The following is a 25,467-nucleotide window of genomic DNA, read 5'->3' as shown; positions in this document are numbered from 1 at the left end:
GCATCGCTTTGTCACCGCCAGCAAAAGCGAAGCACACGATGCCGAGCGTATGCGCCTGCGCATGCTGGCCCATGCCATCAAAGTATGGAATGAAAACACCGGTGCCCTTTCCCACCTAGATATTGAGCCGCTACCTCATCAGATTCACTTGGTGCACCACATCCTCGCTTCCGGCAACTTCAACTGGTTGATCGCAGACGACGTGGGGTTAGGTAAGACCATCGAGACCGGCATGCTGCTGCATGCACTGCGGCAACGAGACCTGGTCAAACGCATCCTGCTGATTACCCCCGCTGGCCTGACCAAGCAGTGGCAGGAAGAGCTGTATCACAAGTTCAAGATCGAAGACTTCGAGATCTATGGCGAGGACTTCCGTATCAACGAACCCCGCCAGTGGAAGATGCACGACTGTGTTATCGGCTCCATGGATCGACTCAAGCAGGAAGGCCACCTGGAAAGTCTGCTCCAGGCTGAGCCTTGGGATCTGGTGATTTTTGACGAAGGGCATCGGCTCAGCCGCCGCCAGTACGGGCAAAAGCTGGACAGCTCTGAGCGCTATGACCTGGCGAAAAACTTACGCAGCCAAACCAAGCACATGCTCCTGTTGAGCGCGACCCCTCACCAGGGCATGCAGGACAAGTTCGTCGCACTGCTAGAGCTGCTTCGTCCTGAACGCCGTACCGAACTGATGGCGCTCAACCTGAAGCCTGAAATCCTTCACGACATGGTATTCCGCAACCACAAAGCCGACGTAACGGACGCAGAAGGGAACTTCATCTTCCAAGGTAAGATCACCAAGGCTTTGCAGGTGCCCAGTAGCCTGGAGTCCGTCGAGTTCGATAAAACGCTTCAGGACTATCTGCGCAAAGGCTATACCGCAGGTGAATTGCTAGGCCGCACCGGTAACGCCATTGGGTTCGTGATGACGGTTTACCGCAAACTGGCGGCCTCCAGCGCAGCGGCCATTCACCGGGCCCTGTGTAATCGCCTCCAACGCCTGCTTAACGATCAAGCAAACGGCACATCTGCTGACGAGCCCAGCGATGAGCGCTATCTGGGTGAGTGGGAAGAACAGTTCACCAGCGAGGCACGCGAGTTCTTCGCCGGCGAAGTGCAGCTGCTGAAAGACCTGATTGCTGAAGCCGCCGCGCTAAAGGCCAATGACCTTAAGCTGAAGCTATTTATCGAAGAAATCATCGGCAAAATTCATGCTGCCAATGCCGATGAGAAAGTGCTGATTTTTACCGAATACCGTACGACCCAAAGCTATCTGCGGGATGCCCTGGCCAACCAATATGGGCTCGACCAAGTCGAGCTGATCAATGGCTCCATGCAGCATGCCGAACGGCGTGAAGCCATCAAGCGCTTTGAAGAACAAGGGCGTTTTCTGATTTCGACTGAGGCTGGCGGGGAGGGCATCAACCTCCAGAGCAAGTGCCACATCATGGTCAACTATGACCTGCCTTGGAACCCTATGCGCCTTGTACAGCGCATTGGCCGTCTGTATCGCTATGGGCAGAAGAAGAAAGTCGTCGTGTTCAACATTCAGCAAACCGACAGCCTGGATCAGAATATCGTCGACCTGATGTATGAGCGAATCGACAGCGTTGTGACTGACCTGGCCGAGGTTCAACAGCATGAATTCAATGATGGCCTGAAAGACGAAATTCTCGGTCAACTGGCCGAGTTGATAGATGTGGAAGAAATCCTGCAACAAGCCACAAAACTCGGCATCGACCGAACCCGTGAGCGTATCGATGAGGCGCTAAAGCAGGCGCGTACGGCTGCCGCCAAACAACGAGAACTGTTTGTCCACGCTGCCACCAGCGACCCTAATGAGCTACGCGACGAGCTGGAAATCACCGTCGAGCATCTCTACAGCTTCGTCTTGGGCATGTTCGAACAACTGGGCATCGAGGTCGCGGAGCGCAGCCATAAAGAGCGGCTTTTGCGTATTCGATTATCCGAGCAGGTGATGCGTGACATGGGGCTTTCCCCCAAAGCTTCTCAACGCATGGACGTGACATTAGATCGCATGCTGGCAGCCAACCGGCCTGACACCCACATGCTCGACCTCAACTCCAAGCTAATGCAGTACCTGCTGGGTAAAGCCTGCGAGCACGACTTTGGCGGTTTGGCTGCGATGCTAAAAGAACCAGAGCTAGGAGAGGGTGCTTTGCTTGGAGCCATGCTGCGCTGGCAAGGCCCGCAGGGCAAACGCATGCGGCAGGAATTTGTGGCCATTCAGGTCAACGACGGCAAAGCCAAACTGAACCCTGCAATAGCCAGCCAATGGTTGCTGACATCTGCTGAGCACAGCACCCTGATCACAGATACTGAAGCCTCCAAATGGCTGTTTAAAGCAGCAGAAGAGATGGCTAACCAGCGACTGGCCGATGCCAGTAACCGCTACCTGATACCCGAGAATTTAGACTGGGCTGCCGCAGGCTGGACGCAGTCAGGTTAAGTCCTCCAAATCAGAACAAGGGGTAAGTCATGGCAATGGTCGGTGATCCTACGTTCGGATCGTGACAACCAATTCACCAATACGGACTAGCAGCGCATTCTGAATCGCAACACGCTGATCTGTAGCATGAGTGCTGTCGGGCATTGTGGCGACAACGTCGCCTGCGAAGGCTTCTTCGGCCAGCTCAAGCAGGAGCGTGTTGTCCATCAGTCGTATCGAACGCGTGATGAGGCTCGGGCGGATTTATTCGATTACATCATGCTGTTTCATAACCCACTAATGCGTCGTAGAGTCGCCCGACAAGATTTGAAGTTTTCAGCCCTTTTCAAGCCGTCCGTGAAAATGGGGTAGACCCCCTGTGCATGTACGTTATACGGAGTTTATTCGTGGAAGATTTGCTTAATGTATTTTTAGCTATCTTGGCCGCCAGCTGCGGATTCCGCGCTGACTCGGACACCCATTCCACGCACATCCGGACAGTGATTCCACGCTGATCCGGACACCCATTCCACGAGCATCCGGACACTGATTCCACAGCCATCCGGACACTTTCTGGCAGGCAGCTACGCAGGATTTATTCACTACCATTGGCCTCTTTTTCGAAGCAGAGAGGTCGTCGTGGAGCGTTTATCCATGCGTAAAATCCGTGAAGTGTTGCGCCTCAAGTTCGATTGCGGGCTGTCTGTCCGTAAGATCTCCCGCAGTCTGGGCATAGGTCACAGCAGTGCCGGTGATTACCTTTGCCGATTCACGGCCTGCGGCCTCTCCTGGCCGCTCCCTACTGAGTTGTCCGACGCCGAGCTGGAGCGGCGCCTGTTCCCGCCACCGCCGGAGATCCCCTCTGAGCAACGACCAACTCCCGACTGGGCCTGGGTGCATGCCGAGCTGCGCCGACCAGGCGTGACCCTGGCGCTGCTCTGGCAGGAGTATCGGCTGGGCCAGCCACAGGGCTTCCAGTACAGCTGGTTCTGCGAGCACTACCGGGCCTGGGCCGGCAAGGTCGATGTGGTGATGCGCCAGGAGCACCGCGTCGGCGAGAAGCTGTTCGTCGACTATGCCGGCCAGACGGTGCCGGTGATCGACCGGCACAGCGGCGAGATCCGTCAGGCGCAGGTGTTCGTCGCGGTGCTCGGTGCCTCCAGCTACACCTTCGCCGAGGCCACCTGGTCGCAGCAGTTGCCCGACTGGCTGGGCTCCCATGCCCGCTGCTTCGCCTTCCTCGGCGGGGTACCGGAGATCGTGGTGCCGGACAACCTGCGCAGTGCGGTGAGCAAGGCCCATCGCTACGAACCGGACATCAACTGTTGGCGCTGATGGAAAATTGACCCACCCTGCCGATTGAAATTTGACCCAGGGCGGATTGCTGATTTCTGCATCAGCAACTGTGGATAAGTCTATCAGCGCAGCTGCTCTTAATCCCCCCTCCGTCGATAGCCCAGTTCAGTTGTTTAAGACCTGCCACATGCAGTCATGCAGCAGGTCACCCTCTCGACATGCTCAGAACGGCTCGTCGTCCTCCGGCCGCTGGTCGCCCTTAGGTTTTCGTTCGCGTGCTTTGATCTTCGCCTGGGCCGCCAAGCTGCTGTGTTGCAAGCGGTAGGACTCGTTGCCCGTTTCGACGATGTGGCAGTGGTGGGTCAGCCGATCCAGCAGGGCTGTGGTCATCTTGGCGTCGCCGAACACACTCGACCATTCGGCGAAGCTCAGGTTGGTGGTGATCACCACGCTGGTGTGTTCGTACAGCTTGGACAGCAGGTGAAACAGCAGAGCACCACCGGCCTGGCTGAAGGGCAGATACCCTAGCTCGTCGAGGATGATCAGATCCATGCGCAGCAGTGCCTGGGCGATGCGCCCGGCCTTGCCGTCGTGCTTCTCGCGCTCCAGCAGATTGACTAGGTCAACCGTGGAGTAGAAGCGCACGCGCTTGCCGTGCAGGGTGATGCCGGACACGGCCAGCGCGGTGGCCAGGTGGGTCTTGCCGGTGCCCGGTCCGCCGATCAGCACCAGGTTCTGGGCGGTGTCGGTAAAGGCCAGGCTGGCCAGCTCTTTGATCAGGCGTGCGTCGGCGCTGGAGGAGCTGAAGTCGAAGCCGGCCAGATCGCGGTGCATCGGCAGCTTGGCCATGTTCATCTGGTGGCTCACCGAGCGCATGGCGCGATCTGTGTGCTCCTGTTGCAGCAGGTGTTCGAGCAACCATCTGGAGGACGCCGTTGCCGACTCGCCCTGGGCGATCAACTCCGCCCAGGCAGTGGCCATGCCGTGCAGGCGCAGTTCCTTGAGTTCAGCCATAAGATCACGCATGACCGATTTCCTCGGCATGGCTACGCAGGAGGTCGTAGCGCGCCGTGTTGGCGACGGGGGCTTCCTTGAGCGGCAAGTGGGTTTCGACGGTGGGCGGCGGTTCGCTCGATGTCAGCCGCGCCACGACATTGAGGATGTGTTCGGCGCTCAGGCTGCCGCTCTCAAGCACCAGCTCAACAGCCACCAGCACCGCATCGAGCCCGGCGACCGGTACGGCGGCCAGGACTTGCGCCATGATCCGGTCACCGCCGGCATGCCGCCCCAGGCCGTGCCTGAGCCGACGCAGCGGCGCTGGCAGATCGGCAAAGGGCGCGCCGTTGCGCAGCGCGCCGGGCTTGCGCTCAATCAGCGGGATGTAGTGCTGCCAGTCATAGCTGACCTGGTCGCGATCCAGTAAACGCGCATGGCTGGCAATCAACAGGTCATCGGCCACCACCTCAATCCGGGTCGGATACAGGCGGCTGCTGACCCACCGGCCGGCGCGCTCACAGGGCACCGAGTAGCGGTTGCGCCCCACGCTGACCAGGCAGGTACTGGAAACCCGCGCCGCACGCTCGACGTAACCGTCGAAGGCCGTGGGCATGGGCATCATTTCGGCCCGCTCCAACTCCAGCACCTCGGCCACACTGAGCCCGCCGTACTGCGGGTGCGCCAGCTCGCTCCAGAGTGCGCGGCAGCGCTGGCCGAGCCAGGCATTGAGTTCTTCGAAGGAGTGAAATTGGCCGTCCTGGGCGTCGAGCCAGATGCGTCGCCGGCTGTCTTGCACGTTCTTCTCGACGATGCCCTTTTCCCAGCCCGAGGCGACGTTGCAGAAGTCCGGGTCGAACAGGTAGTGCGCACACATCACCGCGAAACGCGCATTCACCGTGCGGCCTTTGCCCTTATTGACCTTGTCGACGGCCGTCTTCATGTTGTCGTAAATACCCCGGCGCGGCACGCCGCCCAAGGCGCTGAACGAGCGCGTATGCGCGTCGAACAACATCTCGTGGCCTTGGCTCGGATAAGCCACCAGCCAGAATGCACGGCTGGCGCAGAGCTTCAGGTGCGCCACCTGCATACGCCGGTAAATGCCGCCGATCAGCAAACCCTCTTCGCTCCAGTCGAACTGAAACGCCTCGCCCAGCGCAAAGGTCAGCGGCACAAAGGCGTGCAACGCCTTGCCCTGCTCCCCGCGCCAGGCACGGATAAACGCGGTGAGCTGGCTGTAGCCACCGTCGTACCCCTCGGCCTTGATTTGCGCCAACAGCGCCTTGGCACTGCGCCGCTGTTGCTTGGAACGCAGCGAGTCGGCCTTCAGCGCCTGCTCCAGCGTGGCGTGAAAAGCACTGAGCTTGTTGAATACCGCCCGGCGCTGGTACGCCGGCTGCTTCGCCTCGGGTGCTCTGACCCATTTGCGAATGGTGTTGCGCGCCAACCCGGTGCGCTTGGTTATCTCATGCAGCGACAGCTTGTCGCGAAAATACATCCGGCGAATTTTGCCCATCATTTCCATACTGATCACCCTGTGTTCTCCTGCTCAGAAATTGAGCAGAAGCAGTTGAACACCTGGGTCAGTTTTCAGTCGGCAGAACAGCCTCTACTGGGTCAGTTTTCGGTCAGCGGCAACAGCTAAGGCGCTACTTGAGTCTTGTGATCAGATAATTGCCAAGGCTAATAACAAAGCTGAACTGATACTCATTGAAGCGATATCAGTTCAATCTCAGGTTATTAGTGCTGCTAAGTCTAGGTCTGACTTTATGGATTTGAACGCAAGCACTGAGCGGGACTCGATTCTTGCGGAGGTAAAAGTTCAGAGTAACCACATTCTCAAACAGGCACTTGATAGAGCCAAGAGCGCAAAATTCTCTGCTGACGCAGCTGCTCTAATACTGGAAAGCCAGTTGAAGGATCTTGCCAATAGGGAAGAAAGGCTGCAAAGCGAGGTAGCATTGCACAATCAGGCTGTTGATGATTGGCAAACAGAAGAAGCTCTTTTTGAACAGCGCATGCAGCGATTAAGAAACGCCTATCGGGCTAAAAAAACAATCTACGATGCATTAGGTGCAGAAGTCGTAAGTCTACGGAACTCTCTTGGCTTTATAGAGTCGGGGCTTTATGAGCCCTTATTTAATTTTGATGAAAGCAGCCAGTACAGGGAACGAATCTCTGAAATCAAGTCTCGTCAGAAAGAGATTTTAAGAAATAAGTTGGCTGTTGTTTGCAATACTCCTTGGCGGCTAAATAATAGCATGGCGCAAGGTAGGGTAATGACTAGCAAGCAAATCAGAATTGCTCTCAGGGCATTTAATGGAGAGTCTGATGCTGCAATCGCCAAGGTACGCTGGAACAACATTGAAACAATGCTTAGTCGTATTGAGCAATCCAGAGAAGCCATCGACAAATTAACCTCGGTAAACCAGATAATTATTACGGACGAATACTATTCGCTGAAGGTTGAGGAGCTAAGGGCCACACACGAGTACAAGTGCAAGCAGAAAAGCGAGCGCGAGGAAAAATCTGAGTTGCTACGGGCCAAGAAAGAAGAAGAAAAACTGCGCGAAGATCTTGAACAAGCCGAAGAAGAGCAAGAGAAGTACGCGGAGCTGTTGGAGGCAGCGAGGTTGGAGGCCACCAAGCAAACGGGTATAGAGCTGGAGCTTTTCCAGTCCAAGATACAGGTATTGGAAAAAAGACTGTCTCAAGTGACCGAGGTTGTGGTGAGAGCACAGTCAATGGCTGAAATGACTAGATCAGGCTGGGTTTACGTTATTTCTAACGTGGGATCGTTTGGTGATGGTGTCGTGAAAATTGGCTTAACCAGAAGGCTCGATCCAGCAGATCGGGTTCGTGAACTGGGTACGGCTAGTGTCCCGTTTTTGTTCGACACACACGCAATGATTTTCAGTGAGGACGCCCCTTCCTTAGAGAGGGCGCTGCACAGTAGATTCCACAGCAGTCGTGTTAACACTGCGAATACAAGAAAATAGTTCTTTCGCGTTTCCTTGGATGAGGTGGAGCTTGCAGTTCAAGTACTAGCCCCAGATTCAACATTCTTTAGTGACATTGAGGCTCAAGAGTTTAAAGAAACCCAAGCGCTCAGGAATGCACGTCTGATCAGTAAGCCGCTGCCAGTGGAACCGGTATTCCCTGATGAGCTATAGGTGTGTCTACAAAAACTAGGGGCGATTCATTCAGCAGTTTCACAGCAGCTCTCTCATAAAATTCACTGGCCATTTTACCGGATGGTTTTGGTAGTAAGGACAAGGAGTAAGTCATGGCAACGCATGTCCCCTTCGCCAAAGCAGTCAACGCCGCAGAAGAGTGGGCATTTTCTCTGCTGAAAAACGCCCTTCCAGATCACTATTGGCTGCTAACCAATATCGAACTGCTGACAGAAACCGGTCAGGCAATGGAAATCGATGCAGTTGTTGTCGGTGACTGGGGCGTGTATTTGATCGACGTGAAGGGCTACAGCGGCACGCTAGAGGCGGGCAAGGACGTCTGGCTATTGGATGGTCGCCCTGTTGATAAAGCTTTGCGCAAGGCCAACCAGAACGCCCGTGTGCTCGCAGGCCGTATCGTAACCGAGCTGGAATCGGCTTGTATGCGCCGTGGTGTCAGGGTGTGGTACTTGTGACCGGCGACAAAGGTCATAGCATCTCGCTCATTAAAGATGAGCCTTCTCAACAAGTGTGGACACCAAACGGGATCATCAAGGCGTTAACCAGTGCTGAGGGGCTGACCGCTACCAAAGCCTACGAGTTGATCGATGCTCAGCGTGAACTTGTCCTCGCCACTCTTGGGCAATTGCGTCAGCAGATAGCCGAAAACAATAGATTCCAGCAGTACCAAAAAACACAGTGCCTGCTGGATCAGAATGGCCTTGAGCTATGGATGGCTGAATATCGCCTGGAGAACTGGAACTCCAAGTGGATGCTGAAAATCGTGAACCGCCCCAATTGCGAGAGCCAGGAGCGGCGCGAACAACTGCAAGCGCAATTGCGTGACGAGTTTCGGTTACTGCAAGAGCTGGCTGGCTTAACCGGCGTGACCTATAGCGCGCCGCTGATTGATGATGGTGAGCTGATGGTTCTGCCAATCAGCATGCCCAAAGGTAAACCGCTCTCGCTGGTTGATCTCTCGAAGCATTCCGAGGAATCAGCCAGATCGACGCTTATTTCTGCCTTAACAGCGATTCAAGGTATCCATCGCCGTGGCGCCACCCTGGGCAGGGTTTCCGTGAATTCAATCTATCTCACTGATGCGGGTGAGGTTTGCTTTATCGATGTCCTGAACAACCATAGCGCTGGCGACGATATCGACCTCATCTCCTCGCTGTTTAAGCCCTTGGTCGACACGCTTCATTTGGAAATCTCCGGAAGCAATGATGCAGAAGGGCAGGAGACCTCAGAGCGCCTATCACAGTTGATAGCGAACCTTATGAGCGAGCGAGCTTCAACTGCACTTGCGCCATCAGGCGCTCCTTTTGAGGCTGAGCCAGGAGCAGTTCTCGACAATCGTTATGAATTGGTCGAGCAGGTCGATGAGGATGCTTTCTCAAGCATCTGGCGATCTCGTCATGTCGCTGGACGCTTCGATTGCGCGGTTCAGATTTACGACGATGCAGATGAAGTTTGGGAGCTTGTGGCTGATCAATATCATCGGCTCGCTCAGATTTATCATCCCGCATTGGAGCGGGTATTCGATCTTGCTCGAATCCCTAACAGCGATGCTTACTTCATCAGTCGAGCATGGGCGAGTGGTGAGACGCTGTTTGACCAAGCGTCTATCAGTGCCGAGGAGTTCCGGCACTGGCTGGAGCAATTACTCGCGGGGCTTGGCTATCTACACAGACTGGGGTTCACCCATCGGAACATAACCCCGCTCAACATCCTAGTGGATGGCGCTCGGGCTACCTTGGTCGGCATGAGTTCCCTCCCAGCCGAAGATCGTCGAGTGGGTGATCTTCGATACAAATTTCCAGGCGTTATCGAGCAGGGCTGGTCTGCTTTTGCAGACTTGTATGCGCTTTGGACTTCATTGCTGGATGGCCTACAGCCCGGCCTATTGAAGCAAGCAGGGGGCGATCTTGAGCGTGCGATACAGCAAGCCACTCACCCTGCGCTCAATGATGGCCTGAAAGCCAAAGTAGCGAAGCTGCTGCACGAAGGCACTGAGTTCAATGCTGATGACTACGTCGCATGGTTTGGTTTGGACATCACTGCCCAGCAGACCAAAGATCTACCCGACGCGTTTGCCAAAAAATGGGGCATCAGCAAGGGCTACATGACGTTCTTGGTTGTGGACATGTTGAACGATCAACGGCCACGCATTCGTAGCCAATGGGTTATTGATGCATTGAGAACCAGGCGCATACCAGGAAACAAAGCTAACAAAGCCTCGATGAACTCAACCTTCAGCAAGATGAAATCTGCCGGGATCGTTGAGGAGTTCAAGACCAAGCACCGCCTGACTGAAGCTTTCTTGGCCAACTGGAACACCAGCCAGTAGCGACTTCAGGCTAAGCAAAAAGCCCCTGCGGACTTGCGTCAGCAGGGGCTTTTAGTTTCAAGCTACTGGCAAATTACTTTGGCCGAACCGCTTAACTTTGGCGGAATGGGCAAATAACTTTAGCCACCTCCAGCAGGTTGGCAGGTTGGCAGGTTGGCAGGTTGGCAGGTTGGCAGGTTGGCACAGCATGCGGTTCGTTTTGATGAAGCCGCAAGCGAGTCGCACCCGACTACCCATCATGATTTTTGAAGGCTGATGGGCGACGCTGTTTTGATCGGCTTAAATTGCCGCGCGTCACTAGCTCAAAAAATCTCCCAGAATTTGCACCCTCGAAAGCGAGATTTTTCGAGTTCTCCCTGTAGCTTCACTACATAAGCTGCTTACTGGTCACTACTAGGCTGTATCTAAAGTACTGACCCATAAAGAAAAACCCCGGCGCTAGACCGGGGTAGTGACAGAAATTGTCATGACAATAACTCGTTAAATCATGCCAATTAACCTGCCCCTCGACAACAACCTTAGAAATCCAAGTTAGACACCGCCAGTGCGTTGGTCTCAATAAAGTCCCTACGCGGTTCTACAGCGTCGCCCATCAGGGTGTTGAAGATCTGATCGGCAGCGATCGCGTCTTCGATACGCACCTTAAGCATACGGCGCACTTCTGGGTCCATGGTGGTTTCCCAGAGTTGATCCGGGTTCATCTCGCCGAGACCTTTATAACGCTGGATGCTGTGACGCTTGGTGCTTTCCGCCATCAGCCAGGCCAGCGCATCCTTGAAGGTAGTTACAGCCTTCTTGCGCTCGCCGCGCTGCACGTAGGCACCTTCTTCGAGCAGGCTGTTGAGCTGATCACCGAGGGTGGTAACGGTCTTGTAGTCGTTACTGGCGAAGAAGTCGCGGTTGAAGATGATGTAGCTGGAGACCCCATGGGAAACCAGTTCCACCTGCGGCAGCCAGAGGTGACGCTCCTGATCTTCGTGCAGACTGGTCTTGTAGATCAGACCGGACTTCTCCATACCTTTGAGACGGCCATCGAGCAGACCGAGCCATTGTTGCATGGCCTCTTTATCGGCCAACTGCTCGACTTCCACGCGCGGGATGTAAACGAAGTGCTCGGTGAGTTCCAGCGGGTAGAGGCGCGACAAACGGTTGAGGGTCTTCATCACCAGACGGTAATCGTTGACCAGGGTTTCCAGCGCCGCGCCAGACAAACCTGGCGCGCTTTCGTTTACGTGCAGGCTGGCGTCTTCCAGGGCCGACTGGGTCATGTATTCATCCATGGCCTCGTCGTCCTTGATGTACTGCTCCTGCTTGCCCTTTTTGACCTTGTACAGCGGCGGCTGGGCGATATAGATGTAGCCGCGCTCGACCAACTCCGGCAGCTGACGGAAGAAGAAGGTCAGCAGCAGGGTTCGGATGTGCGAGCCGTCGACGTCGGCGTCGGTCATGATGATGATGTTGTGGTAGCGCAGTTTGTCGATGTTGTACTCATCGCGGCCGATACCACAGCCCAGGGCGGTGATCAGGGTGCCGACTTCCTGGGAGGAAATCATCTTGTCGAAACGGGCTTTCTCGACGTTGAGGATCTTGCCCTTGAGCGGCAGGATGGCCTGGGTCTTGCGGTTACGGCCCTGCTTGGCAGAACCGCCCGCAGAGTCCCCTTCCACGATGTAGAGTTCGGAAAGGGCAGGGTCTTTCTCCTGGCAGTCGGCCAGTTTGCCCGGCAGCCCGGCGATATCTAACGCACCTTTACGGCGGGTCATTTCACGGGCTTTACGCGCCGCCTCACGAGCACGGGCGGCGTCGATCATTTTGCCGACGACGGCTTTGGCTTCGTTGGGGTTTTCCAGCAGGAAGTCGGAGAAGTGCTTGCCCATTTCCTGTTCGACCGCAGTTTTTACTTCGCTGGAAACCAGCTTGTCTTTGGTCTGCGAGCTGAACTTAGGGTCCGGTACTTTTACCGAAATGATCGCGGTCAGGCCCTCACGTGCATCGTCACCGGTGGTGGCGATCTTGTGTTTCTTGGCCAGACCTTCCTGCTCGATGTAGGTGTTCAGGTTGCGCGTCAAAGCCGAACGGAAGCCCGCCAGGTGGGTGCCTCCGTCGCGCTGTGGAATATTGTTGGTGAAGCACAACAGGTTCTCGTTAAAGCTGTCGTTCCACTGCAGGGCTACTTCTACGCCAATACCGTCTTCACGTTGGATGGTGAAGTGGAACACCTGGTTGACCGCAGTTTTGTTGACGTTGAGGTATTCGACGAAGGCACGCAAACCACCTTCATACTTGAACAACTCTTCCTTGCCTGTGCGCTCATCCTTGAGATAAATGCCTACACCGGAGTTGAGAAACGACAACTCACGCAAACGCTTGGCCAGAATATCCCAGCTGAAATGGATATTGGCGAAGGTGTCTGCGGAAGGCTTGAAGTGGATCTGGGTACCGGTAGTTTCTGAGTCACCAACGATGCGCATGGGCTCTTGCGGAACACCATGCACGTAGGTCTGCTCCCAGATATGGCCACTGCGGCGCACAGTGAGCAACAGCTGCTCGGAGAGGGCGTTTACCACCGAAACACCAACACCGTGCAAACCACCGGAGACCTTGTAAGAGTTGTCATCGAACTTACCGCCGGCGTGCAGCACAGTCATGATCACTTCGGCGGCAGATACACCTTCTTCCTTGTGTATATCCACCGGAATGCCACGACCGTTATCGCTTACGCTAACGGACTCATCCGGGTGAATGGTGATGGTGATATCGCTGCAATGACCGGCTAGGGCCTCGTCGATCGAGTTATCGACCACCTCGAATACCATGTGGTGCAGACCGCTTCCATCGTCTGTATCGCCGATGTACATGCCAGGCCGCTTGCGTACGGCATCCAAGCCCTTGAGGACCTTAATGTTATTGGAGTCGTACGTTTGGTTTTCGCTCATGCCTTCACTCCCGGTGGTCGTGGGTCTGGGTAATGCCACCATGTTCCACGTGGAACATGGCAACTGGCGTATCCGTGCGCCAGCCTTCCCTCAACAATTCATGGTCTACACAGGTGATAAACACCTGGCAGTGCAAGTCTTCCAACAATCGGCACAACGCACGGCGGTGCTGCTCATCCAGTTCTGACGGCAGGTCATCCACCAGATAGATACATTGACCGTGCTTGGCCTGATTGACTAAATGGCCCTGTGCAATGCGCAGGGCACATACAACTAATTTTTGCTGGCCGCGCGAGAGTATCTCGGCGGCATTGTGCGCCCCCAAACGTAGCCTTAAATCGGCACGTTGCGGACCTGCCTGGGTATGGCCCAATTGCTGATCGCGGGAGAGGGTAGAGGCAAGCACTGTATTGAGCTCACGCTCTTTATCCCAACCACGGTAGTAACTGAGGGTCAAACCTTGCAGCTCAACCAGCTCATTCAGGGTGCGTTCGAAAACCGGTTTCAGGGCCTGGATATAGGCACGCCGATAACCGTCAATTTCATCGCCGGCCAGGCACAATTCTCGGTCCCAGGCCGCCTGCGAAGCGGCGTCAAGTGTACCATGCCGTAGCCATGAGTTCCGCTGACGCAGGGCCTTCTGCAGGCGCTGCCAGGCGGGCAGAAAGCGAGGTTCCACGTGGAACACTCCCCAATCGAGAAACTGCCTGCGGATTTTCGGCGAACCCTCGAGCAGACGGAAACTGTCCGGATTGATCAGCTGCAGCGGCAAGGTTTCAGCAAGCTGTGCGGCACTGCGCGCATTCTGCCCGTCGATGCGGATCTGAAACTCGCCCTGGCGATCCCGCGAAATACCCAGATTGCTTTGCCGACCATCAGACATCTGCACCTGACCGAAAATCGTGCAGGCGAGCTGATCGTATTGAATAACCGGAAGCAGTCGAGTGCTGCGAAAGGAGCGCGCCAGACCCAGCAGATGAATGGCTTCAAGCAGGCTGGTTTTGCCGCTGCCATTGTCGCCGGAAAGGATATTGATACGCGGGGAGGGGGAGAGGGTCACCGGGTGCAGGTTACGCACCGCGGTGACGGTAAAGCGAGTAAGGGACATTCAGCGGTTACAGACGCATCGGCATAACAACATAGGAAGAATCGTCGTTATCGGCTTCCTGCACCAGGGCACTGCTGTTGGCATCGGAGAGAATCAGACGCACCTGGTCGGTGGTCATCACGCTCAGCACGTCGAGCAGGTAGCTGACGTTAAAACCGATTTCCAGCGCACTGCCGTTGTAGTCAACCGCGATCTCCTCTTCGGCCTCTTCCTGCTCTGGGTTGTTGGCCTGAATTTTCAGCAGACCGGATTCCAGTTGCAAACGAATACCACGGTATTTTTCGTTGGAGAGAATCGCAGTACGGCTAAAGGCTTCACGCAGGCCCTGACGATCTGCCACCACCAACTTGTCACCACCACGCGGCAATACGCGCTCGTAGTCAGGAAATTTACCGTCGACCAGTTTCGAGGTGAAGGTGAACTCGCCAGTAGTCGCGCGGATATGGTGTTGGCCAAGAACGATGCTGACGCTGCCGTCCTGTTCGGTGAGCAGACGCGCCAGTTCGAGAATACCCTTGCGCGGCACGATGACCTGATGACGCTCGACCTGCTCAATATCAGCGGCCATGGAGCACATGGCTAGACGGTGACCGTCGGTGGCGACAGCGCGAAGCACGCCGGTCTGCACTTCGATGAGCATGCCGTTGAGGTAGTAACGTACGTCCTGCTGAGCCATGGCAAAGCTGGTACGTTCGATCAGACGGCGCAGTTTGCTTTGCACCAGGTTGAAGGTCAGCGAACCTGGGCCTTCCTCAACAGTCGGGAAATCATTGGCGGGCAGGGTGGACAGGCTGAAGCGGCTGCGGCCGGCCTTGACCAGCAGCTTCTGCTCGTCGATGCGAATATCGATCAGCGCATCAGCCGGCAGGCTTTTGCAGATGTCCATCAGCTTGCGCGCCGGTACGGTGATCTCACCGGGTTGCGCAGGCTCTTCCAGAGTGACACGACCCACCAGCTCGACTTCCAGGTCGGTACCGGTCAGCGACAGCTGCTGGCCTTCAACCACCAGCAGCACGTTAGAGAGCACCGGCAAGGTCTGACGGCGTTCCACGACGCCGGCGACCAGTTGCAGAGGTTTCAACAAGGCTTCGCGTTGAATGGTGAAATGCATGGTCTAGTCCCTTGCCCTAGTGGAGTTGCGTATTTAGAACCTGCTTAAAGCCGACTTTAGCTGGTCTAAGTTGTCAGCGTACGCAGCAAATTCTTATAGTCCTCGCGGATGTCCGCGTCGGATTCCTTAAGTTCAGCAATCTTACGGCATGCATGCAATACCGTTGTGTGATCGCGCCCGCCGAAGGCATCACCAATTTCCGGCAGGCTGTGGTTGGTCAGCTCTTTCGACAAGGCCATGGCCACCTGACGGGGCCGCGCGACCGAACGCGAGCGGCGCTTGGAGAGCAGATCAGAAATCTTGATCTTGTAGTACTCGGCCACGGTGCGCTGGATATTGTCGATGCTGACCAGCTTGTCCTGCAGGGCCAACAGGTCCTTGAGCGATTCGCGGATTAGCTCGATGGTAATGTCCCGGCCCATGAAGTGCGAGTGAGCAATCACCCGCTTCAAGGCGCCTTCCAGCTCACGCACATTGGAGCGGATGCGCTGAGCAATAAAAAAGGCAGCATCGTGGGGCAGGTCGACTTTGGCCTGATCGGCCTTCTTCATCAGAATCGCCACACGAGTTTCCAGCTCAGGCGGTTCGACGGCTACCGTCAGTCCCCACCCGAAACGCGACTTAAGACGTTCTTCCAGCCCTTCGATTTCTTTCGGGTAGCGGTCGCTGGTGAGAATCACCTGCTGGCCACCTTCAAGCAAGGCATTGAAGGTGTGGAAGAACTCCTCCTGGGAGCGCTCTTTCTTGGCAAAAAACTGAATATCATCGATCAGCAGCGCATCCACCGAACGGTAGAAGCGCTTGAATTCGTTGATCGCATTCAGCTGCAAAGCCTTAACCATGTCCGCAACGAAACGCTCGGAATGCAGGTACACCACCTTGGCATTTGGGTTCTTCGCCAGCAGGTGATTACCCACCGCATGCATCAAGTGAGTCTTACCCAGGCCCACGCCGCCATAAAGGAACAGCGGGTTGTAACCGTGCTTGGGGTTATCCGCCACCTGCCAGGCAGCAGCGCGGGCCAGCTGGTTGGATTTACCTTCGACGAAGTTATCAAAGGTAAAGGTGCGATTCAGGTAGCTGGTGTGCTTCAAACCACCTTCGACCTGCACCGTGCGCTCAGTGCGTGCCGGCGCCTGCTGACTGGCCGCACCGGCCATGGGATCGAAGCTCGCCCGCGAGGGTTCGGCTTGTGCAGGGCTGGCTGTTGTTGGCACAACTGCAGTGGGTGCCGGCGTACGCGGCGCTGCGTTTGCTGTACTGACAGCCGCCGCACGCGATGCGGCGCTGCGTTTGCTGCCTATTAATAAGGAGAGCGCAGGGACCAGACCGTTGGTCCGTTCGCTAAGCAACTCAAGCAAGCGGCTGAGGTACTTATCGTTGACCCAATCGAGCACAAAACGGTTCGGCGCATAGACGCGAAGCTCGTCGCCTTCGGCTTCGACCTGCAGCGGACGGATCCAGGTGTTGAATTGCTGAGCAGGCAACTCATCGCGCAAAAGCTCGACGCACTGCTGCCAAAGTTCCACAGACACGGACTATCCCCTAAATCGCACGGCGCGAGGCAAAAAACAGCCGCCATTGTAGCCGCCGAGGCTTGAGTTATCCACATGTAAGCGTGCTTATGCGCAAGGAAAATCAACGTGTTATTAGCATTGAGGGCTTATAACGCATGGTGGATAAAGGCTGTGGATAACCGCCCGCAAGGTACTGGGATAACCCAGGGTAAAAACCGGTGGAAAACCCTGCTGTGGGTAAAATGGCATTCCATCCTCAGCTTGTGGACTGCTTCCACACAGCTGCAGCACGCCTTTTCGACAGACTTACCCTTGGCTGAACAACGCTAATCTATTGGCCTTCAAGCACTTATGCACAGATCGATGGCTAGCTAATAGTTACTAACATTACTAAACATCTTTAAATATTCTCTTCTTTATATTTCTTTATGCAGGAAAAGCTTGGTTGGAAATTGACCTGACCCTCGGGTTTCTCTAGAATTGCCGGTCTCTTAAAACGGGGGCCATTCCGGCCCGTAGTCGACCACCCAGGTACCGCCTCATGAAACGTACTTTCCAACCCAGCACTATCAAACGCGCTCGCACCCACGGTTTCCGTGCTCGTATGGCCACCAAGAACGGCCGTGCTGTCCTGTCGCGTCGCCGCGCCAAGGGCCGTAAGCGTCTCGCCGTCTAAATTTCGGTCTTGTGGTGAGTCGAGACTTCAGTCGGGAAAAGCGTCTGCTAACCCCCCGGCAATTCAAGGCAGTCTTCGACTCCCCTAGCGGCAAAGCTCCGGGCAAAAATGTCCTGCTGCTGGCGCGCAACAACGAGCTTGATCACCCCCGTCTGGGATTGGTAATCGGCAAAAAGAGCGTCAAGCTCTCAGTTGAGCGCAATCGCCTGAAACGCCAGATCCGCGAATCGTTCCGTCTCAATCAGGACAACCTGGTGGGATGGGACATCGTGGTGGTTGCGCGTAAAGGCCTTGGTGATTTGGAGAACGTCGAACTGGCTCGCCAGTTTGGCAAACTCTGGAAACGCCTCGAACGCAGTAAGCCAAGCCCGGAAGCCGTCGCAACACCTGGGGTGAACGACAGTCCCCATGCGTAAACTGGTTTTGCTTCCTATCCAGTTCTACCGCTACGCCATCAGCCCCTTGATGGCCAGCCACTGTCGTTTCTACCCAAGCTGTTCTTGCTACGCGCTTGAAGCCATTGAACATCATGGCGTCATGCGCGGTGGCTGGCTGACCCTGCGTCGGCTTGGCCGCTGTCACCCGTGGAATCCCGGTGGCTACGACCCGGTTCCCTGCGCCAAAACCTCCCGTTCCTCTTCGATGGCCGAATAATCATGGATATTCAACGCTCGATCCTGATCGTCGCCCTGGCAATCGTGTCCTATATGATGGTTCTCCAGTGGAACCAGGACTACGGTCAAGCTGCCCTGCCGACAGAAATTGCCGCGACCAGCAGCACTGTACCCGGCTTGCCGGATACCACTGCCACCCCCTCAACTTCAGCTGGCAGCGACGATATTCCGAGCGCCACCACTGCCGTTGAGCCAAGCGCCATCAGTGCTGCACCTGCTGCTACCGGCGATGAGCTGATTCGGGTTAAGACTGATGTGCTGGATCTGGCCATCGACCCACGTGGTGGTGATGTAGTGCAACTGCGTCTGCCGCAGTATCCACGTCGTCAGGATCGTCCGGATGTACCCTTCCAGCTGTTTGATAACGGTGGCGAGCGTACCTACCTGGCACAAAGCGGTCTGATCGGCAGCAACGCGCCGGACAAATCCAGCGGTCGTGCCCTGTGGAGCAGCGCGCAGAAAAGCTATGAGCTGGCAGACGGTCAGGAGCAGCTGCAGGTTGACCTTACCCTCAGTGAAGACGGCGTCAACTACATCAAGCGCTTCACCTTCAAGCGTGGTCTGAACGCTGAATGTTCCGCCAAGGAGCAGCAGCAGAAGAAACCCGGCTGCGTTGATCCTTCGTCCTATCAGGTGACCGTCAGTTACCTGATCGACAACCAGAGCGCTCAAGCCTGGAGCGGCAACATGTTTGCCCAGCTCAAGCGTGATGGCAGTGACGATCCGTCCTCCACCACTGCAACCGGCACTGCGACTTACCTCGGTGGCGCACTGTGGACCACCGAAGAGCCGTACAAAAAAGTGTCGATGAAAGACATCGATAAACAAGCCTTCAAAGAAACCGTTCAAGGAGGCTGGGTTGCCTGGCTACAGCATTACTTCGTCACTGCCTGGATCCCAAGCAAAGACAGCACTAACCAAGTACAGACCCGTAAAGACAGCCAAGGCAACTACATTGTCGGCTTTACCGGTCCGGCCATTCAGGTTGCTGCCGGCGCTCAGGGCGAAACAAGTGCCGTTCTGTATGCCGGCCCGAAATTACAAGGGCATCTGAAGACCCTGTCTCCAGGTCTTGAGCTGACTGTCGACTACGGCATCCTGTGGTTCCTGGCTCAGCCGATCTTCTGGCTGCTGGAAGTTATCCACAACCTGGTGGGCAACTGGGGCTGGTCGATCATATTCCTGACCATGGTCATCAAGCTGATCTTCTTCCCGCTGTCCGCTGCCAGCTACAAATCCATGGCGCGCATGCGTGCCGTTGCACCGAAACTCGCTCAGCTGAAAGAGCAGCACGGTGATGATCGCCAGAAGATGTCCCAGGCGATGATGGAGCTGTACAAGAAAGAGAAGATCAACCCGCTGGGCGGCTGCTTGCCGATCCTGGTGCAGATGCCAGTATTCCTTGCGCTCTACTGGGTGCTGCTGGAATCGGTAGAAATGCGCCAAGCGCCGTGGCTGCTGTGGATAACTGACCTGGCTATTAAAGACCCGTTCTTTATCCTGCCGATCATCATGGGCGCGACCATGTTTATCCAGCAGCAGCTCAACCCGACTCCGCCGGACCCGATGCAAGCCAAGGTGCTGAAAATGATGCCGATCATTTTCACCTTCTTCTTCCTCTGGTTCCCGGCGGGTCTGGTGCTGTACTGGGTGGTCAACAACGTCTTGTCCATCGCCCAGCAGTGGTACATTACCCGCAAGATCGAAGCCGCAGCCAAGGCCGCGGACGCCTAGCAGTGGAGCCTGTCTGGCTCCCGACTTCTAAGCTGTAACAAACGCCCCTTTTCAGGGGCGTTTTGCTATGTCGTATTCAGGAGAAGCGCATGCCACCCGTTGCTGAAACCATTGCCGCCGTCGCCACCGCCCAAGGCCGAGGCGGCGTGGGTATCGTGCGTGTATCCGGGCCGCTGGCCGGCACCTTGGCGCAGGCGATCTGCCAACGCGAGTTGCAACCGCGCTACGCCCACTACGGGCCGTTCTTCGCCGACGCCCAGCAGGTGCTGGATGAAGGCCTGGCCCTATACTTCCCCGGACCCAACTCCTTTACCGGTGAGGATGTGCTGGAACTGCAGGGCCATGGCGGGCCGGTGGTGCTCGATTTGCTGCTGCGCCGCTGTGTACAACTCGGCGCACGCCTGGCGCGCCCCGGTGAATTCAGCGAGCGGGCCTTTCTCAATGACAAACTTGACCTGGCCCAGGCCGAGGCGATTGCCGACCTGATCGAAGCCAGCTCCGAGCAGGCCGCGCGCAATGCCTTGCGCTCGCTGCAGGGCGAGTTCTCACGGCGCGTGCATGGCCTGACCGAGCGCCTGATCAGCCTGCGTATCTATGTTGAGGCGGCCATCGACTTCCCTGAGGAGGAAATCGACTTTCTCGCCGATGGCCACGTACTCAACCTGCTTGATGGCGTGCGCACAGACCTTGCCGGTGTACTGCGTGAGGCCGGCCAAGGTGCCCTGCTGCGTGACGGCATGACGGTGGTGATCGCCGGCCGCCCCAATGCGGGTAAGTCCAGCTTGCTCAACGCCCTGGCCGGTCGCGAGGCAGCCATCGTCACTGAGATCGCCGGCACCACTCGCGACGTGCTGCGCGAACATATCCACATCGATGGCATGCCGTTGCACGTGGTGGACACAGCCGGCCTGCGCGATACCGAAGATCAAGTCGAACGCATCGGCGTCGAGCGTGCGCTGAAAGCCATTGGTGAAGCCGACCGCATTTTGCTCGTGGTGGATGCTACAGCCCCCGAAGCCGACGACCCTTTTGCCCTGTGGCCAGAGTTTCTCGACCAGCGCCCTGATCCGGCCAAGGTCACCCTGATTCGCAACAAGGCCGACCTGTCTGGCGAGTCGGTGGTGCTGGAAGTCTGCAATGATGGCCACGTGACCATCAGCCTATCGGCCAAATCCACCGAGGGCCTGGACCTGCTCCGCGAACACCTCAAAGCCTGCATGGGCTATGAACAGACCTCTGAGAGCAGCTTCAGTGCACGCAGGCGCCATCTGGAGGCACTACGGCAGGCCTCCACCCATCTGGAGCATGGTCATGCTCAACTGACCCAGGCCGGTGCCGGCGAACTACTGGCTGAAGACCTGCGTATGGCTCAGCAAGCCCTGGGGGAAATCACCGGTGCGTTCAGCTCTGATGACCTGCTGGGGCGGATTTTCTCCAGCTTCTGTATCGGCAAGTAGGATGGGTTAGCGACGCAGGACACCTAACCTGCGAGCAACACAAGTCCTCCCGCGTCGCGTAACCCATCATGATGTGGCGCATTCCTGATGGGTTACGGCGCATCGAATCATGCGCTGCATCCGCAATTTCCTCCCTGCGCCTAACCCATCCTACGTAGCGACCCTATCTAAAACCTCATTTATGCCATCCAGGCAGGCTTTCGCCTGGGCGAAATGCGTACGTCAAACTACTTATTTATCCACCTAAGCCCTGTGGAAAACCCGGCCTAAGCCCTGCCTATAACCCGGTGATAAAACTGAGGATAAAAGGCCCTGTGGATAACCATCGGTTTCATCCACAGCTTGCGTACGGCAACTGAACAGGCAGATGGCAGGATCAGCACAGACTTTCAAAACGCTGTACACATTGAATCTATTGGCCTGTAGCAATCTATCCACAGAAAAGCTGTTACTAAGTAATAAACATATAAACAAAGCTTTATAAAAAATCTCTCTTTTATTCTCTATTAACCGACACACCGAAACAGAACCCAAACGAGCTGGCTATTTTTTGTGCAAAAGGCTTCTTTCACACCGGCTAAATCCCTATACTTGCCGCCTTTCCCGCTTTTCAACCCAAAAAGCCCCCCATTTCTCAACAGGCACGAGGTGCGTGGTGGATTTCCCTTCCCGTTTTCAGGTGATCGTCATCGGCGGCGGTCATGCCGGTACCGAGGCTGCGCTGGCAGCTGCACGCATGGGGGTAAAAACCCTGCTGCTGACCCACAACGTGGAAACACTCGGGCAGATGAGCTGCAACCCGGCGATTGGCGGGATCGGCAAGAGCCATCTGGTCAAGGAAATCGACGCCCTCGGCGGCGCCATGGCTGAAGCCACCGACAAAGGTGGTATCCAGTTCCGTGTGCTGAACAGCCGCAAGGGCCCAGCAGTACGCGCCACTAGGGCTCAAGCTGATCGTGTGCTGTACAAAGCGGCGATTCGCGAAACCTTGGAAAATCAGGCCAACCTGTGGATATTTCAGCAGGCAGCGGATGACCTGATCGTCGAAAATGGCGAAGTCAAAGGCGTTGTCACCCAGATGGGCCTGCGTTTCCTCGCGGACTCTGTGGTGTTGACCACGGGTACCTTCCTCGGTGGACTTATCCACATAGGCTTGCAGAACTACTCCGGCGGCCGCGCTGGCGATCCCCCCTCGATTGCCCTCGCACAGCGTTTGCGTGAATTGCCCCTGCGTGTAGGCCGTTTGAAAACCGGTACACCACCACGTATCGATGGCCGTTCGGTGGATTTCTCGGTGATGACCGAACAACCGGGCGATACGCCGACGCCGCTGATGTCGTTCCTCGGTCGCGCCGAACAGCAACCGCGCCAGGTCAGCTGCTGGATTACCCACACCAACGCCCGTACCCACGAAATCATCGCGGCCAACCTCGATCGTTCACCGATGTATTCCGGGGTGATCGAAGGCGTCGGCCCGCGTTATTGCCCGTCGATCGAAGACAAGATCCACCGCTTCGCCGACAAGGACAGCCACCAGGTATTTATCGAGCCCGAAGGCCTGAATACTCACGAGCTGTACCCAAACGGCATCTCCACCTCACTGCCGTTCGATGTGCAATTGCAGATCGTGCGCAGTATTCGTGGCATGGAGAACGCGCATATCGTGCGGCCTGGCTACGCCATCGAGTACGACTACTTCGACCCGCGTGATCTCAAGTACAGCCTGGAAACCAAGGTGATCGCCGGGCTGTTCTTCGCCGGGCAGATCAACGGCACCACGGGTTACGAAGAAGCCGGTGCGCAAGGTTTGCTAGCTGGTTGCAACGCCGCGCTGCGTGCTCAGGGCAAAGACAGCTGGTGCCCGCGTCGCGATGAGGCTTACATCGGCGTGCTGGTCGACGACCTGATTACCCTGGGTACTCAAGAGCCGTACCGCATGTTCACTTCGCGTGCCGAATACCGCTTGATCCTGCGCGAAGACAACGCCGACTTGCGCCTGACCGAGAAAGGCCGCGAGCTGGGCCTGGTCGATGACGTGCGCTGGGCGGCCTTCGAGAGCAAGCGCGAAGCAATCGTGCAGGAAGAACAGCGTCTGAAAAGTACTTGGGTACGCCCAGGCACCACCCAAGGCGATGCGATTGCCGCCCACTTCGGCACGCCGCTGACCCACGAATACAACCTGCTTAACCTGCTGGCGCGCCCGGAAATCGATTACGCCGGCCTGGTGACCATCACCGGCGGCGGTGTACTGGACCCGCAGGTGGCCGAACAGGTGGAGATCAAGACCAAGTACGCCGGTTATATCGACCGCCAGCAGGATGAAATCGCCCGCCTACGCGCCAGCGAGGACACCAAGCTGCCGCTCGATATCGACTACGCAGGCATTTCCGGGTTGTCCAAGGAAATCCAGCACAAGCTCGGCAACAGCCGCCCGCAAACCCTGGGCCAGGCCTCGCGGATTCCCGGCGTCACCCCGGCAGCGATTTCCCTGTTGCTGATCCATTTGAAAAAGCGCACTGCCGGTCAGCAGTTGGAGCACAGCGCCTGATGTCCGTTACCCCCCGTCACGCCGAAGAATTGAGCCAGGGCGCGCTTGAGCTGGGTGTCGAACTCAGCGCGCAGCAGCACGAACAGTTGCTGGCCTACCTGGCTCTGCTGATCAAGTGGAACAAGGCCTACAACCTCACCGCAGTACGCGACCCGGATGAAATGGTTTCGCGCCATCTGCTCGACAGCCTGTCCGTGGTGCCTTTTGTCGCGGCGGCTGGGGATAACTGGCTGGACGTTGGCAGCGGCGGCGGCATGCCGGGTATTCCCCTGGCCATCCTGTTTCCCGAGCGGCAGTTCACCCTGCTGGATTCCAACGGCAAGAAAACCCGCTTCCTGACCCAGGTTAAGCTGGAGTTGAAACTGACCAACCTGCAAGTTATCCACAGCCGGGTTGAAGAATTCACCCCGGCTGTGCCGTTCAACGGCATCTGCTCAAGGGCGTTCAGCTCGCTGGAAGATTTCAGCAACTGGACCCGCCATCTCGGTGATGGCAACACCCAGTGGCTTGCGATGAAAGGCGTGCACCCGGACGATGAGCTACAGGCCCTGCCGGCGGACTTTCGTCTCAGCGCCACCCATGTACTCAAGGTTCCCGGTTGCCAAGGTCAGCGCCATCTGCTGATACTGCGTCGCTCGGCTTAGGGGGAACGCAGCATGGCTAAGGTATTCGCAATCGCTAACCAGAAAGGCGGCGTGGGCAAAACCACCACCTGCATCAACCTGGCTGCCTCGCTGGTGGCGACCAAGCGCCGTGTGCTGCTGATCGACCTTGACCCCCAAGGCAACGCGACCATGGGCAGCGGTGTGGATAAGCATGGCCTGGAGCACTCGATCTACGATGTGCTGATCGGCGAATGCAACCTGGTCGAGGCCATGCAGTACTCCGAGCACGGCGGCTACCAGCTGCTGCCGGCCAACCGCGACCTCACAGCAGCCGAAGTCTCTCTGCTGGAAATGAAAATGAAGGAAAGCCGCCTGCGCTATGCCCTGGCGCCGATCCGCGAGAATTACGATTACATCCTGATCGACTGCCCTCCCGCGCTGTCGATGCTGACCATCAACGCCCTGGTCGCCGCTGATGGCGTGATCATCCCCATGCAGTGCGAGTACTACGCGCTTGAGGGCTTGAGCGACCTGGTCAACAGCATTCAGCGCATTGCCGAGCTATTGAATCCCAAGCTGAAGATCGAAGGCTTGCTGCGCACCATGTATGACCCGCGCATCAGCCTGACCAACGATGTGTCGGCGCAGCTCAAGCAACACTTCCCTGACCAGCTCTACGACGTGGTCATCCCGCGTAACGTGCGCCTGGCCGAGGCACCGAGCTTCGGTATGCCGGCGCTGGTGTATGACAAGCAATCCCGTGGTGCCATTGCCTACCTGGCGTTGGCCGGCGAACTGGTCCGTCGTCAGCGCGCCAGCGCCCACACTGCAACCGCATAAGGA

At 56.7% G+C, this 25,467-nt stretch carries 18 protein-coding genes and 2 pseudogenes; 14 read left to right on the top strand and 6 right to left on the bottom strand.

Features of this window, described 5'->3' with window-relative positions; translation table 11 throughout:
• The first annotated feature begins 49 nt into the window (after nucleotides 1–49).
• The 3 genes and pseudogenes from AC0T4W_RS21320 to istA (AC0T4W_RS21310) form a co-directional block, all read left to right on the top strand.
• Nucleotides 50–2,467, top strand: coding sequence for a DEAD/DEAH box helicase (locus tag AC0T4W_RS21320; RefSeq protein WP_476323831.1), 2,418 nt, complete (start codon nucleotides 50–52; stop codon nucleotides 2,465–2,467).
• A 42-nt stretch (nucleotides 2,468–2,509) separates the two neighbouring features.
• Nucleotides 2,510–2,818 (top strand): annotated as a pseudogene (locus AC0T4W_RS21315) (IS3 family transposase); the annotation flags it as partial.
• Between the two features lie 282 nt (nucleotides 2,819–3,100).
• Nucleotides 3,101–3,769, top strand: a pseudogene (istA, locus tag AC0T4W_RS21310) (IS21 family transposase); the annotation flags it as partial.
• Nucleotides 3,770–3,964: 195 nt separating this feature from the next.
• Here istA (AC0T4W_RS21310) and istB read toward each other — a convergent pair.
• Both istB and istA (AC0T4W_RS21300) read right to left on the bottom strand, forming a co-directional pair.
• Nucleotides 3,965–4,768 carry an IS21-like element ISPst3 family helper ATPase IstB gene (istB, locus tag AC0T4W_RS21305; protein WP_476314408.1) on the bottom strand — a complete coding sequence of 268 codons (804 nt, stop codon included), beginning with the start codon at nucleotides 4,766–4,768 and terminating at the stop codon, nucleotides 3,965–3,967.
• A complete protein-coding gene (istA, locus tag AC0T4W_RS21300) occupies nucleotides 4,761–6,260 on the bottom strand; it encodes an IS21 family transposase (RefSeq protein WP_476315011.1) in 1,500 nt (499 codons plus the stop codon). Before istA (AC0T4W_RS21300) ends, istB begins: the two co-directional genes overlap by 8 nt.
• 244 nt (nucleotides 6,261–6,504) lie before the next feature.
• Between istA (AC0T4W_RS21300) and AC0T4W_RS21295 the strand changes: the two genes are divergently transcribed.
• The 3 genes from AC0T4W_RS21295 (at nucleotide 6,505) to AC0T4W_RS21285 (ending at nucleotide 10,258) form a co-directional block, all read left to right on the top strand.
• Nucleotides 6,505–7,734 carry an SNIPE associated domain-containing protein gene (locus AC0T4W_RS21295; RefSeq protein WP_476322509.1) on the top strand — a complete coding sequence of 410 codons (1,230 nt, stop codon included), beginning with the start codon at nucleotides 6,505–6,507 and terminating at the stop codon, nucleotides 7,732–7,734.
• A 287-nt stretch (nucleotides 7,735–8,021) separates the two neighbouring features.
• Nucleotides 8,022–8,384: a nuclease-related domain-containing protein gene (locus tag AC0T4W_RS21290; protein WP_476322506.1), complete on the top strand. Its 363-nt coding sequence runs from the start codon at nucleotides 8,022–8,024 to the stop codon at nucleotides 8,382–8,384.
• Nucleotides 8,381–10,258 (top strand): serine/threonine-protein kinase, encoded by a 1,878-nt coding sequence (locus AC0T4W_RS21285; RefSeq protein WP_476322503.1) that lies wholly within the window; start codon nucleotides 8,381–8,383, stop codon nucleotides 10,256–10,258. The genes AC0T4W_RS21290 and AC0T4W_RS21285 overlap by 4 nt, the downstream gene beginning before the upstream one ends.
• 518 nt (nucleotides 10,259–10,776) lie before the next feature.
• On the opposite strand, the gene gyrB is transcribed toward AC0T4W_RS21285, so the two are convergent.
• The 4 genes from gyrB to dnaA all read right to left on the bottom strand — a co-directional run bounded on the left by gyrB (nucleotide 10,777) and on the right by dnaA (nucleotide 16,948).
• On the bottom strand, nucleotides 10,777–13,194 hold the full coding sequence (gene gyrB / locus AC0T4W_RS21280) for a DNA topoisomerase (ATP-hydrolyzing) subunit B (RefSeq protein WP_476322500.1): 2,418 nt from the start codon (nucleotides 13,192–13,194) through the stop codon (nucleotides 10,777–10,779).
• 4 nt (nucleotides 13,195–13,198) lie between these two features.
• Complete coding sequence (recF, locus tag AC0T4W_RS21275) at nucleotides 13,199–14,302, bottom strand: DNA replication/repair protein RecF (RefSeq protein ID WP_476322497.1); 1,104 nt, start codon at nucleotides 14,300–14,302, stop codon at nucleotides 13,199–13,201.
• Between the two features lie 7 nt (nucleotides 14,303–14,309).
• A complete protein-coding gene (dnaN, locus tag AC0T4W_RS21270) occupies nucleotides 14,310–15,413 on the bottom strand; it encodes a DNA polymerase III subunit beta (RefSeq protein WP_476322494.1) in 1,104 nt (367 codons plus the stop codon).
• A gap of 65 nt (nucleotides 15,414–15,478) precedes the next feature.
• Nucleotides 15,479–16,948: a chromosomal replication initiator protein DnaA gene (dnaA, locus tag AC0T4W_RS21265; RefSeq protein WP_476322491.1), complete on the bottom strand. Its 1,470-nt coding sequence runs from the start codon at nucleotides 16,946–16,948 to the stop codon at nucleotides 15,479–15,481.
• Between the two features lie 523 nt (nucleotides 16,949–17,471).
• On the opposite strand from dnaA, the gene rpmH reads away from it, so the two are divergent.
• The 8 genes from rpmH (at nucleotide 17,472) to AC0T4W_RS21225 (ending at nucleotide 25,464) form a co-directional block, all read left to right on the top strand.
• Nucleotides 17,472–17,606, top strand: coding sequence for a 50S ribosomal protein L34 (gene rpmH, locus AC0T4W_RS21260; protein ID WP_002551315.1), 135 nt, complete (start codon nucleotides 17,472–17,474; stop codon nucleotides 17,604–17,606).
• Between the two features lie 11 nt (nucleotides 17,607–17,617).
• Entirely contained in the window at nucleotides 17,618–18,022 is a 405-nt protein-coding gene (gene rnpA, locus AC0T4W_RS21255; RefSeq protein ID WP_370692692.1) for a ribonuclease P protein component, read from the top strand.
• Nucleotides 18,015–18,260: a membrane protein insertion efficiency factor YidD gene (gene yidD, locus AC0T4W_RS21250; protein WP_275960026.1), complete on the top strand. Its 246-nt coding sequence runs from the start codon at nucleotides 18,015–18,017 to the stop codon at nucleotides 18,258–18,260. Before rnpA ends, yidD begins: the two co-directional genes overlap by 8 nt.
• A gap of 2 nt (nucleotides 18,261–18,262) precedes the next feature.
• Nucleotides 18,263–20,014 (top strand): membrane protein insertase YidC, encoded by a 1,752-nt coding sequence (gene yidC / locus AC0T4W_RS21245; protein ID WP_476322487.1) that lies wholly within the window; start codon nucleotides 18,263–18,265, stop codon nucleotides 20,012–20,014.
• Nucleotides 20,015–20,103: 89 nt separating this feature from the next.
• The gene (mnmE, locus tag AC0T4W_RS21240; protein WP_476322484.1) at nucleotides 20,104–21,471 is read left to right on the top strand and encodes a tRNA uridine-5-carboxymethylaminomethyl(34) synthesis GTPase MnmE; all 1,368 of its coding nucleotides are present in this window, start codon (nucleotides 20,104–20,106) and stop codon (nucleotides 21,469–21,471) included.
• A 655-nt stretch (nucleotides 21,472–22,126) separates the two neighbouring features.
• Entirely contained in the window at nucleotides 22,127–24,019 is a 1,893-nt protein-coding gene (mnmG, locus tag AC0T4W_RS21235; RefSeq protein ID WP_476322481.1) for a tRNA uridine-5-carboxymethylaminomethyl(34) synthesis enzyme MnmG, read from the top strand.
• Nucleotides 24,019–24,663 carry a 16S rRNA (guanine(527)-N(7))-methyltransferase RsmG gene (rsmG, locus tag AC0T4W_RS21230; RefSeq protein WP_476322478.1) on the top strand — a complete coding sequence of 215 codons (645 nt, stop codon included), beginning with the start codon at nucleotides 24,019–24,021 and terminating at the stop codon, nucleotides 24,661–24,663. Before mnmG ends, rsmG begins: the two co-directional genes overlap by 1 nt.
• A 12-nt stretch (nucleotides 24,664–24,675) precedes the next feature.
• Entirely contained in the window at nucleotides 24,676–25,464 is a 789-nt protein-coding gene (locus tag AC0T4W_RS21225; RefSeq protein ID WP_476322475.1) for a ParA family protein, read from the top strand.
• Nucleotides 25,465–25,467: the final 3 nt, after the last annotated feature.

This window comes from Pseudomonas sp. C7.1 (assembly GCF_056312395.1).
The sequence above is the reverse complement of the archived record's forward strand: the minus strand, read 5'-3'. Positions and strand labels throughout refer to the sequence as shown.

Coding starts and splice junctions, on each gene's coding strand:
- dnaN (WP_476322494.1), bottom strand. CDS start 15,413: ATGCATTTCACCATTCAACGCGAAGCCTTGTTGAAACCTCTGCAACTG.
- recF (WP_476322497.1), bottom strand. CDS start 14,302: ATGTCCCTTACTCGCTTTACCGTCACCGCGGTGCGTAACCTGCACCCG.
- rpmH (WP_002551315.1), top strand. CDS start 17,472: ATGAAACGTACTTTCCAACCCAGCACTATCAAACGCGCTCGCACCCAC.
- istB (WP_476314408.1), bottom strand. CDS start 4,768: ATGCGTGATCTTATGGCTGAACTCAAGGAACTGCGCCTGCACGGCATG.
- istA (WP_476315011.1), bottom strand. CDS start 6,260: ATGGAAATGATGGGCAAAATTCGCCGGATGTATTTTCGCGACAAGCTG.
- rsmG (WP_476322478.1), top strand. CDS start 24,019: ATGTCCGTTACCCCCCGTCACGCCGAAGAATTGAGCCAGGGCGCGCTT.
- AC0T4W_RS21290 (WP_476322506.1), top strand. CDS start 8,022: ATGGCAACGCATGTCCCCTTCGCCAAAGCAGTCAACGCCGCAGAAGAG.
- AC0T4W_RS21320 (WP_476323831.1), top strand. CDS start 50: ATGCGCCTGCGCATGCTGGCCCATGCCATCAAAGTATGGAATGAAAAC.
- yidC (WP_476322487.1), top strand. CDS start 18,263: ATGGATATTCAACGCTCGATCCTGATCGTCGCCCTGGCAATCGTGTCC.
- mnmE (WP_476322484.1), top strand. CDS start 20,104: ATGCCACCCGTTGCTGAAACCATTGCCGCCGTCGCCACCGCCCAAGGC.
- AC0T4W_RS21295 (WP_476322509.1), top strand. CDS start 6,505: ATGGATTTGAACGCAAGCACTGAGCGGGACTCGATTCTTGCGGAGGTA.
- gyrB (WP_476322500.1), bottom strand. CDS start 13,194: ATGAGCGAAAACCAAACGTACGACTCCAATAACATTAAGGTCCTCAAG.
- yidD (WP_275960026.1), top strand. CDS start 18,015: ATGCGTAAACTGGTTTTGCTTCCTATCCAGTTCTACCGCTACGCCATC.
- AC0T4W_RS21225 (WP_476322475.1), top strand. CDS start 24,676: ATGGCTAAGGTATTCGCAATCGCTAACCAGAAAGGCGGCGTGGGCAAA.